Origin of the sequence: Kitasatospora sp. NPDC056327 (genome assembly GCF_042261735.1) — a bacterium.
In the GTDB taxonomy this organism is placed as follows: domain Bacteria; phylum Actinomycetota; class Actinomycetes; order Streptomycetales; family Streptomycetaceae; genus Kitasatospora.
Genome location: NZ_JBHJRC010000302.1, coordinates 1 through 10103, shown reverse-complemented (window position 1 = coordinate 10103; position 10103 = coordinate 1). Strand labels below are relative to the sequence as shown.

The 10103-nt window shown below is 77.7% G+C and carries 9 protein-coding genes; 4 read left to right on the top strand and 5 right to left on the bottom strand.

What is annotated here, in order from left to right; translation table 11 throughout:
* Window positions 1–916: 916 nt before the first annotated feature.
* The 4 genes from ACFCX4_RS30505 to ACFCX4_RS30490 all read left to right on the top strand — a co-directional run bounded on the left by ACFCX4_RS30505 (window position 917) and on the right by ACFCX4_RS30490 (window position 4660).
* Entirely contained in the window at window positions 917–1723 is an 807-nt protein-coding gene (locus ACFCX4_RS30505; protein ID WP_376149439.1) for a hypothetical protein, read from the top strand.
* Between the two features lie 109 nt (window positions 1724–1832).
* Window positions 1833–3146 (top strand): helix-turn-helix domain-containing protein, encoded by a 1314-nt coding sequence (locus ACFCX4_RS30500; RefSeq protein WP_376149436.1) that lies wholly within the window; start codon window positions 1833–1835, stop codon window positions 3144–3146.
* A 42-nt stretch (window positions 3147–3188) separates the two neighbouring features.
* Window positions 3189–3905, top strand: coding sequence for a hypothetical protein (locus ACFCX4_RS30495; protein WP_376149433.1), 717 nt, complete (start codon window positions 3189–3191; stop codon window positions 3903–3905).
* A 143-nt stretch (window positions 3906–4048) separates the two neighbouring features.
* Window positions 4049–4660, top strand: a complete 612-nt coding sequence (locus tag ACFCX4_RS30490) for a phosphoribosylanthranilate isomerase (protein ID WP_376149430.1) — start codon at window positions 4049–4051, stop codon at window positions 4658–4660.
* 130 nt (window positions 4661–4790) lie between these two features.
* On the opposite strand, the gene ACFCX4_RS30485 is transcribed toward ACFCX4_RS30490, so the two are convergent.
* The 5 genes from ACFCX4_RS30485 to ACFCX4_RS30465 form a co-directional block, all read right to left on the bottom strand.
* Window positions 4791–5675, bottom strand: a complete 885-nt coding sequence (locus ACFCX4_RS30485) for a substrate-binding periplasmic protein (protein ID WP_376149427.1) — start codon at window positions 5673–5675, stop codon at window positions 4791–4793.
* Between the two features lie 11 nt (window positions 5676–5686).
* Entirely contained in the window at window positions 5687–6673 is a 987-nt protein-coding gene (locus ACFCX4_RS30480) for a hypothetical protein (RefSeq protein ID WP_376149424.1), read from the bottom strand.
* Window positions 6660–7634 (bottom strand): trypsin-like peptidase domain-containing protein, encoded by a 975-nt coding sequence (locus tag ACFCX4_RS30475; protein ID WP_376149421.1) that lies wholly within the window; start codon window positions 7632–7634, stop codon window positions 6660–6662. The genes ACFCX4_RS30480 and ACFCX4_RS30475 overlap by 14 nt, the downstream gene beginning before the upstream one ends.
* Window positions 7635–7644: 10 nt before the next feature.
* Window positions 7645–7794, bottom strand: coding sequence for a hypothetical protein (locus ACFCX4_RS30470; protein ID WP_376149418.1), 150 nt, complete (start codon window positions 7792–7794; stop codon window positions 7645–7647).
* Between the two features lie 669 nt (window positions 7795–8463).
* Window positions 8464–9939, bottom strand: coding sequence for a helix-turn-helix domain-containing protein (locus tag ACFCX4_RS30465; RefSeq protein WP_376149415.1), 1476 nt, complete (start codon window positions 9937–9939; stop codon window positions 8464–8466).
* Window positions 9940–10103 lie beyond the last annotated feature (164 nt).

Genomic DNA, 10103 nt, shown 5'->3' with positions numbered 1-10103 from the left:
CGCCCCGGGACCTTCCGGGGCGCACCCCCGCCGCACCCCTACGGCCCTTCGTCCGCCCGGGCCCGCCGCCTGTCCGGTCCGTGCCGCCGATCGCGGCGTGCCCGGGACCCGCTGCGAGTTGAGTACTGCTACTCATGCGCACGGACTCCCGGGCGCGCCAGGATCGGCGGCATGACCAGTGATCAGCAGGCCGGACCGGCGCGGAGGCCGGGGCTGACCGGCCCCGCCACCGGCCCCGGCGCCGCCGCCACGTCGCGCCGATCCGGTGGGGCCGCCGTGACCCGGGGGCGGTCGACTCCGATCCCTGTCCCGGTTCCGACAGCGATGCCGGCCCCGGCTTCGGCTGCGGCCTCGGTGTGCGGACGGTGGACCGGTGGGGCGGTGGCGGCGGGATGATCTGGGGATCCGGCGGTCCGACCCGCCTGCCGGTCCGGGGGAGCGGTGCTCCGGTCGCACCGGGCCTCGAACAGGTGAGACTCGGCGGCCGGGGGGTGGCATGCCGCTGTCGTTGCGACGGCGACGTGGGCGCGCCGGAGGACCGGAGCGCCTGTCACGACCGTTCCCGCGCCAGGGGGAGCACCGGGGCGGCCGACAGCCGTCCGGAGGACACCCCGGGCGGCCGCGGCACCGCGCCGACCGGGACCGACGGGTAGCGCGAGCCGGGCGGGGAGGAGGGCGGGGGACACGTCCGCACGCGGTGGAGGAAGCGTGTTCCCGGCCGCGGGGCGTTCCGGACCGGCGTTCCAGGCAGCGGCGTCTCCGCAGGTCGGAGGGGGTGGAATCGTTCCAGTGTGCCGGATCGGCGGGAGGCCCTGGCGGGCGGGACGCGGGGCGGGGGAGGGTACTGGCGGACGGGGCGCCGGGGTGGCGCCGGCCGTCCGATCCGATTCGTCTCTTGCACCTCCGGGGATCCTCCATGTCCGTTCGCCGTGCTCTCTTCGTTCCCGCCGCGCTCGCCGGCGCCGTCCTCGCCCTGACCGCCTGCGGGTCCGGCACGGGAGGTGACGCGGCCTCGCCGGCGCGGCCGTCGGCGTCCGCCGCGGCCTCCGGCGGGACGGGCACCGGGGCACCGGCCGGTGCCCCGGCCGTGCCGACCACCGCGCCGACCACCGCGCCGACCACCGCGCCGACCACCGCGCCGACGGCGGGTGCGCCGAGGACCTCGGTTCCGGCGGCCGCGCCGAGCCCGTCGCCGTCGGGTGCCTCGTCGGCCGCGCCGTCGGGCGGTGCGTCGCAGGGGGCCGGAGCCGACGAGGCGTACGCCTACGGCCACCCGTGCGAGGGCAAGGACCTGACGGTGCGGGTGACCGCCCGGCCGGAGGCACCGGCGCAGCGGGTGATCGAGGTCCGCAACCAGGGCCCGCGCGCCTGCGGTCTGAGCTACCACCCGCTGGTGGCCCTGGGCGATTCGCGGTCCGCCGACCGGAGCGGGGACGTGAAGCCGCTGCTCCCCGGCGGGCTGGGCGGCGCACCCGCGTACCCGGTGGGCGCGGGGAGGAGCGCGTACGCGGTGATCGACCTCGACCCCGCCGGTTCGGGCGCCGGGACCGCCGCCGGGATCGACCGGATCGACGTGCTGGCCGACGACCGGCTGCCCACCGCCGAGACCCGCAACTTCCCGCTCGGCTCCGGCGCGAAGGTCCGCGCGCCCCGGCTCGGCCTCTACCGCGCCACCGTCGCGGACGCCGCCGCCTCCGCGGCCACCGCGGACCGGCGCCCCTGAGCCGCCCGGGCGGCCACCCGGGATTGGGGGTCCCGGGACGGCACCCGGTAGCGTGAGCTGCGGGTTCGGCGGGCAGCCTGGCCCGGCCGCGGTGCGGGGGAGTCAGATCATGGGCGTGGAGACCGACGAGTTCGCCGGGATGCTGCGGGCGTTGAAGGAACGTTCCGGCCTCAGCTACGGCGTGCTCGCGACCCGCCTGCACACCGGCACGTCCACGTTGCACCGCTACTGCAACGGCGTGGCGGTGCCCGCCGACTACGCCCCGGTGGAGCGGTTCGCCCGGGCCTGCGGGGCGAACGACCGGGAACTCGTGGAGCTGCACCGCTGCTGGCTCGTGGCGGACGCGGCGCGCCGCCGGGAGACGGGCACGGCGGCGGCCAGGCAGGGGGCGGCTCCGGCCGGGCCCGGCCCGCGGGCGGTCGGCCGGTCGGTGCCGCCGGAACCGGCGGTGCCGGAACCGCGTTCGGCGGAGCCGGAGATGGCGCCGGTGGCGCCGGTGGCGCCGCAGCCGGGCCGGTCGGCCGGTGCGCGCCGTTCCGGGGTGCTGCTGGGAGCGGTGGCCGTGGTCGGTCTGGCCGCCGCCGTGCCGGCCGTGCTCCTGTACGGCCGGGGCACCCCGGAGGGACCCCCGCCCGCGGCCGCCACCGCCGCCGTCACCACGGCGGCGACGACCGCCGCGCCGGCGCTGCTCCCGACACCGGCGCCGCCGCCGTCCACCGGCGCCCCGGCGGGCGGCGTCCAGCCGGGCGGTGCCCCGACGACGGCGCCGCCCGCCACCGCGACACCGCCCGAGGGGGCCGCCGCCCCGTTCCACGTCAACGTGCTAACCGACAACTGGGGCAGTCCGTGCGGTCAGTGGTTCGTCTCGCCCCGGGCCCCGGGCCGGGTGGCCGCGCCGCCGGACACCTCCGCGGACGTCGACAGCTGGGCGGCCGCCCAGCAGGGCGTCCCCGGCGGGCACCTGCGCCTGCAGCTGACCGCGCAGGGCGCCGACGCCACACCCGTCGTGCTGCACGCGGTGTACGTGCAGGTCGTCAGCCGGCAGCCGGCGGCCAGGGGGAACGCCTACATGCCCGTCTCCGGGTGCGGAGGCGGCCTCGTCCCGGCGGCGTTCGCCGTCGACCTCGACGCGTCCGCGCCCCGGGCCGTCCTCCGGCCGGCCGGGGAGGGCACGGGCCGGGCCACCGGCCCCGACTTCCCCTACCGCGTCTCCGCGACCGACCCGCAGGTCCTCAACGTCGACGCCGGAACCGCCGCGCAGGACGTCACCTGGTACCTCGACCTGGTCTGGAGCAGCGGCGACCGTCAGGGCAGGCTCCGGGTGGACGACCACGGCCGCCCCTTCCGGACCGTCGGCATCCGCGACTCGGCGGCGTACTTCTACGACGGGCGGCGCTGGGCGCCGACGGACCCCGAACTCTGACACGGGAGCGGGCGGCCTCCGGCGCTGTCGTAGGCTGACCGGATGACATCTGACGGCAAGACAGCACTCGCGCTGCTGGTCTCGGCGGGCCTGCTCCTCGGTACGGCGGCGTGCTCGTCCCCGGCCTCCGGCGGGTCCGGGTCCGGCGCCGGGACCGACGGCGCGAAGCTCTCCTACGCCAAGCTGAAGTCGGCGGTGCAGGGCCTCGGCGCGGACCCGTCCTGCCCGTTCGGCCTGGATCTCGCCGCGGCCCTGAAGGCGGGCGGGATCGACCGGAGCGTGACACCGGCCTCCGCCACGGGCAAGGCGGTGCGGGCCGACGTCGTCCCGGCCGAGGCGGCCCCGCCGCCGCCGTCCGGCCCGAAGCCGTCCGGGCCGGCGGGTGCGCTGCCCGGGAGGCCGGAGAACATCCAGGTCTGGTGCTCCTACACCGCCGGGACGAGCCCGGTGGAGATCGCGGTGCTCGCCGCCCCGGCGGAGAAGGTCGCGGTCAACCTCGCGCTGCCCTACATCGGTGAGGCCGGCGGGCTCACCGCCGACCAGCTGGTGACGGCCTCGGCCGACCAGCCCGCCCCCGGGGAGGCCCGGACCACGCCGGGCCGGGCCTCGGTCGGCATCGCCCGGGTCGCGGTCGCGGACAAGGGCGATCTGGCCGTGGTCGTCAGCCAGGGCACCGAGGCGGTGACCCCGGACGCCGCGCTCACCGGCGAGCCGCTGCGCGGGCTGGCCCAGCGGCTCGCCGCGCAGCTCCACCTCTGACACGACGGCCCGGCGCGGCACCTCTCCCGGCGCGGCCCCCTTCCCGGCGCGGCCCCTCTCCGGGCGTGGTCCCTCTCCGGGCGTGGTCCCGCGGGGAGGCCGCCGGCACTACGCTGGCAGCGCCGTCGAGAGGGAGAGGGAGCGTGTCCGGGAACGTGTTCGTGAAGATCTGCGGGCTGAGTACCGTCGCGGACGTCGAGGCGGCCGTCACGGCCGGTGCCGACGCGGTGGGGTTCGTGCTCACCGAGAGTCCGCGCCGGGTGGCGCCGGAGCTGGTGCGGCAGCTGGTGGCCGCGGTGCCCGAGGAGGTGCTGACGGTGGCCGTCTTCCGGGAGGAGCCCGCCGGGTACGTCCGGGAGTCGGTTCGCGCGGCCGGGGTGCGCGCGGCCCAGCTGCACGGGAACCACCCCGCCACCGCCTTCGCCGAGCTGGCCGACCTGGGGGTGCCGCTGATCAGGGCCACCTCGGCCGCGGCCGCCGCCGGGGCGGACTGCGGGGACTTCGGCGAGCAGCTGCTGCTGCTCGACTCGCCGGTCCCGGGCTCCGGGGAGGCCTGGGACTGGGCCGAGCTGGGGGCGAAGCCGCCGGCCGGGAAGTGGCTGCTGGCGGGCGGGCTGGACCCGGCGAACGTCGGCGCCGCGATCGGGGCCGCCCGGCCGTGGGGCGTGGACGTCTCCAGCGGGGTCGAGGTGCGGCGCGGGGTGAAGGATCCGGCCCTGATCAGCGCGTTCGTCCGGGCCGCGAAGTCCGGCTGACGGCGCGGGACGGCCCCGCGGACCCCGGGAGGGGGCCTGCGGGGCCGTTCGCGGCGCCGGTACCGGGGCGACCGCCCGTCAGCCGGGCGGTCCGCGGGGCGGAGCCGCCCGACCGCGCGGGAGGACGGGGTCAGGCGTCGCAGTACCCGCTGGCGGAGCTGGTGGTCGGCTGGAACCGCTGCCGCAGGTTGTCGTCGCTGACGTCGGAACCGAAGCCGAGGTAGCTGCGCAGCCCGGCGACCCAGGCCTGGCTCTTCATATAGGTGTCGAGCCGGACCCGCAGCCATTCGCAGGCCTCGGAGTGGCCCTTGGGAAGGACGGCCACCAGGAGCTGCATCTTGCCGAAGGTCCCCTCGGTCATCACGTACGGTGACTGTCCGTTCGACTTGAGGTTGACGGCCATGCCGCGCAGGACCAGGTAGTCGGAGACGAAGACGTCGGCGGAGCCGTCGTCCAGGTGGCCCAGGCAGTCCTGGGGGCTCTTCCCGTCCACCGAGACCTTCGGTTTGACCTCCTCGTCCACCAGGGAGCGGGCGGTGGTCTCCGCCACCGTGCAGACCCGCAGCGGGATCAGGTCCTCCTGCTGCTGCACCACCGCCGGGTGCGCGGCCTGGGTCAGGGCGCCGAGCGGGGTCTGGAGATAGGGGCCGGCCAGGTCGAAGTCGCTCTTGCGGCCGTCGGTCACGGAGACGTCCGCGACCACCAGGTCGACGCCGTTGCGGTTGGTGTCGCCGTCCTTCAGCGCGTCCTCCCAGCTGGTGGCCGAGACCGGGGCGGAGGAATACTTCACGCCCGCCGAACCGAGGACGGCGTTCACCAGGCTTGGTTCGAAGCCCCGGTAGATGCCGTCCTCGGCCTGTACGGAGAGACCGGGGGCGGCGGTCTTGAACCCGACCTGGATCTTCCGGTCGAAGGGCTTCGGCAGGTCCGGGCCGGAGGCACAGGCGGCCGCCGGGACCAGCATCAGCAGGACGGTGACGGCCGCGGCCGGCCGGGCGACTCGTACGGAGATCACAGCGGTGCTCCTCACCCCTCGAAACGGGCTTTCTCGGTCTTGACCAGGTACCGGCAGCCCTGCTGCGTCCGCAGGGTGAGCCGCACGGTGACCGTGCTCCCGTGTCCCTTCGGCAGAACGGTGCGGACCTCCTCCGAGAGCTGTCGTTCGGTCGGCTCCGCTCCGTCCACGGCGAGATCCACCGTGGCGGTGCAGATGCCGGTGCCCGGGCTGGCGTCCTTGAGGCCCAGCGGCAGGACCAGGCGGTCGCGGCCGGCGGGCACCGTGAGGACGGCGACGGCGGCGCCGCCGGGAGCGAGCACGGCCGGGTCCCACGCCACCGTCACCGTGACCGGCTCAGGGCCGCCCCCGGCCCGGACCACGGCCCAGACCACCACGGCGATCAGCACGGCGGCGCCGGCCGCGACCTGCCACCACCGGCGGGGGCGGACCGGTGGCGGTTCCGAGGGGTGCACGGGGTGTCCGGGGTGTCCGGGGTGTCCGGGCAGGGTCGCGGGCCCGTCCTCGGGCCACTCCCGGCCGTCCAGCTCCTGGCCGTACGCGCGCACCTGGGCGCCCGACCCGGTGGCCACGAGACGGGTGAACACACCCAGTGGGTCCGGCTCGTCGGAGGAGCGGCTGCCGCCCCACCCGTCCGTGCGCAGCCGGTCGCCGAGGTCGAGCAGCCGGATCTTGAGGAACGCCGGGTGGCCGGAGTCCAGCACCGCGTTGCAGAACGCGAGCCAGGCGACCGCCCGCTGGCCGCCGGCCAGGCGCTGGGCCGCCGCATGGAGCGCGTGCCGGGCCGCCGGGGCGTTGCGGTGCTGGACGCAGGCCCAGGCGATCCGGCTCAGATGGGTCGAGACCGCGTTGTCGGGCACGACCTCGAAGTCGTGGACGTCGGGCGCCTCCCGGATGCTGTGCACCAGGTCCTCGCGCCGGTTCGTGTTCGCCAGTGACTGGATGTCCCGCAGCGCCCCCGCCAGGGCGTTCGCCGCGTGGCTGTCAAGCTGCTTCATCGCTCCCCCCTCCACAATCGACGGCGAGCAGGGTCGTCAGCTCGCCGACCGCCCGGTGACCGCCCGCCAGCCGCCGGACCGCCGCGACCAGCGCGCCCAGGGCGGTGCAGGGGTCCCGGTTGTCCAGACAGGCGCCGGCGATCCGCTCCAGGTGGAGCACGGCCAGGGAGTCCCCGGGCACCCGGATGCCCTGGTCGGCCGGAAGCTCCTCGTTGATCGACTGCACCAGGCCGTGGCGCACCCGCTCCTCGTCGAGCACGGGTATTCGCGCCAGCGCGTCCGCCCACTGCCGGCGGCCCGCCGCTCGGGTCGCCGCCGGTCCCGTCGCGCCCGCCGCTCCCGTCGCCGCCGGTCGTGCGGGGGGAGACGCCGGGGCGGCCCAGCCCGCCAGGTCGAGCACCTGCCGCAGCCGGCCGAGCGGGGTCATCCAGCCGCCGACCGGCTCGTGGTGGTCCTCGGTCCCCTTGACGACGCCCACGACGCGCCCGCCCGCTCCCAGCAGCATGCTCCCGCTCAGCCCCTTGCGGACCCAGCCGTTCCCGAGCCGGACGAAGCCCCCCGACGGCCCGACGACGGTGAGCCTCGCGCTGTCCGGCTGCACGCCGTCCGTGGCGGTGACGGTGCTGAAGCCGTGGGCGGACAACTCGCTGCCGGGTGCCGCCTCCGCCGTGCCGAGGACGGCCACCGGCCGGTCCGCGCGCCAGGCCGTGCGCAGCACCGCGAGGTCCGGCGCGGGGTGGAACGCGGCGCCGTCCGGCGGGTCCGCCGGCACGATCAGGACCGTGCGGGCCGCCTCGGCGCCGAGCGCCCCGTGCACCGTGACCGGCCCGCGGCCGTGCACGACGTGGGCGCAGGTCACCACCAGGTCCGGGCCCACGTGGAAGCCGCTGCCCAGGAAGGGCGCGTCGTCGTCGGAGAGCCAGACGGCAGGGGCGTGCGGTGAGCCGTTTCCGCTGACCACGCGGCGGCCCTCAGACGGTGCGGGCGGTGGCGGCGGAGCCGCGGCCCGGGCGTTCGGCGGTGCGGGCCGCGGAGGGTGCGGCGGGGCCGGGGTCGGGGCTGCTGATGGGGCCGGTGAAGACGGAGCCGTTGGAGCCGTTGGAGCAGGTGGAGTCAGCCATGCACGTCACGCCCCCGTGGAGTTGAGTTGTGCCGCGTCCGGGCCGGACCGGGCGGATTCGGGCCAAATGCCATCTGATTCCGCGTCAGTTCACCCGACGGGCCGTCAGATTAGCGCACCGTCGCGTCTATCATCGGGCAGATTCCCCACTCCTGTCACCGGCTTACCCCGTGATGTGATCAGCCGATTTCCGGACCGTGCACGATCGGGCCGTCGCCGCTGTTTCCGGGCCGGAACGGGCGGAGGCGGCGTCCCCGGGGCGGCCGTGCCCCGGGCGCGGCGGAACGGGAGGCCGACCGCGTCGACCTCCCGTCGTCCCGCCGCGTCGCCCGTGCGGGTGAGCGCGCGCTCAGCCGGTGACGGGCCCGCGGCACCGGCCGGTGCCCGGCCGTCGTCGTAGCCGTCGACGGCCCGTCCGTCCACGTCCGTCGGATCGGCCCCGGCCCGGGCCGTCGATGACCGTACGAGGGCGAGGGCTTCGTCGCCGGGGGCCCGGAGCAGCCCGGTGATCGACCGTCCGGCCTTCGCACGGCCCCGAACCGGAGCAGGAGGGCCGGGGCGGCGGTCCGGGGCGGTGGCGGCCGTCGCCCCGGAAGCCGAGGGGGACCCGGGGCGGATCCCGGTGGGCCCGCACCACTGGGGGTGCGGGCCCGGCCCGGTGTCCGGGGTGTCAGAAGCAGGGGTCGCGGGCCTCGGAGCCGCAGGGTTCCTCGGGGTAGGTCGGCTGGGGCGAGGTCTCCCGGGTCGGGCCGCGCCACGGGGGCGGGGTGTAGGCCGGTGAGGCGCTGGTCGACCGGGCCGCGGTGGGCACCGAGGTGGTCGTCGGCAGGGGGAGCGGGTTCCCCGGGGTCTTCGTGACCGGAGCCGGGCCGGCGGGCGGTGGGGCGCTCGACGCCTGCGCGGGCGGGGGTGTGGGCGTGGCCGCCGGTGCGGTGGGCGGTGCCGGGGGCCTGGCGCCGGTCGACGGCGGTGGCGGGGTGCCGGCGGGCGTGGTCCGGCCGGGAGCGGTGGCGGCCGCGGGGGCGCCGGTGACGGCGCTGGGAGCGGCGCCCGTCGTGCCGGCGGCCGGGAGCGAGGAGGACTCGACCGCCCCGCCCGGCACGGGCGGCTCCGCCGGGGGCGCGGCACTGCCGGGGACCGACGGGGTGCCTCCGGCGGGCGGGGAGGAGGAACTCTCCCGGCCGGAGGCGAGGTTGAGGGCGGTCGCGCCGGCGACCACGAGCACGACGGCCGCCACCGAGACGGCCACGGCGCGGCGGGGCACCCTGCGCGGGCGGGCGGAACCCGTCGCCGCCGAGCTGCGCCGGGGACGCGGGCGGCCGTCGGCCGCGATCGGGAGCGGCGCACCGGTGGCCGGGCCGGCCGCCGGTGCGGAGGGGCCGGGCTCGGGGCCGGGCGCCGGTACGGGCGCCGGTCCGGCCTCCGGTGGCTCCGCGGCCCACGGCGTCAACCCGGCTGCGGACGCGGCTCGACGGGCCGGAGCGTCGGCTGCCCCGGTGGCCTCGGGCGCGGCGGGCGGTCCGGGCGCCGCTCCGGTCTCCGGTGGGTCCTCGGCCCATGAGGGCGGCGCGGAGGTGGGTGCGTTCCGGCGGGCCGGAGCCTCGCCGGCCGGGGACGGTGTTGCGGACGTCGGTGGTTCATCGGTCCACGGCGTCGACTCGGCCCCGGGCGCGGCCTGCCCGCCGGGCGCCCCGGCGGGCTCGGACGGCGGGACGGCCGTCGCTTCGGCCGTCGGTCGTTCCCCGGCCCACGAGGGCAACTCGGCCCCGGTGTCAGGGCCCGCCGTGCCCGCCGCCCCGGGCGGGGCCGACGGGAGGGCGTAGGCCTCGGCCGCCAGGGCGAGGCGCCGGCGGGCCGTCAGCCAGGCGTCCGCCTCGGGGCCGGTGAGGCCGCAGGCGTGGACGAACGCCGCGAGCAGTTCCTCGCGGGGCAGCTCCCCGCGCGCGAGCGTGCCCGAGAGCGTCGCCCGGGGCAGGGTGCGGCCGGCGCTGTGGGCGCGCTTCTCCAGCTCCCGGTAGCTCAGCCCGGCCCAGGCCCGTAACTGGCGCATCAGCGCGACGAGGTGTTCGGCACTGCCCGCGTCCCCGGGCCGTGGTCGGTCGGCGTCCCCGGTGGCCGCGCGATCAGGTTGTGGACGTTGTGTCATAGCGGGCAGCGTAGAGACCGCGGACGGCTCGTGGGGCGCGGTTCGCCCCGACTGCTGTGCGCCGGGCGGACGTTCACCGCCGGGCGGCTCCCGCGGAGGACCCCCGTACCTCCGCCGGAACCGCCCGCCGGTGCCGGCGGCCGGCCGCCGTCCGCACCGCGCCG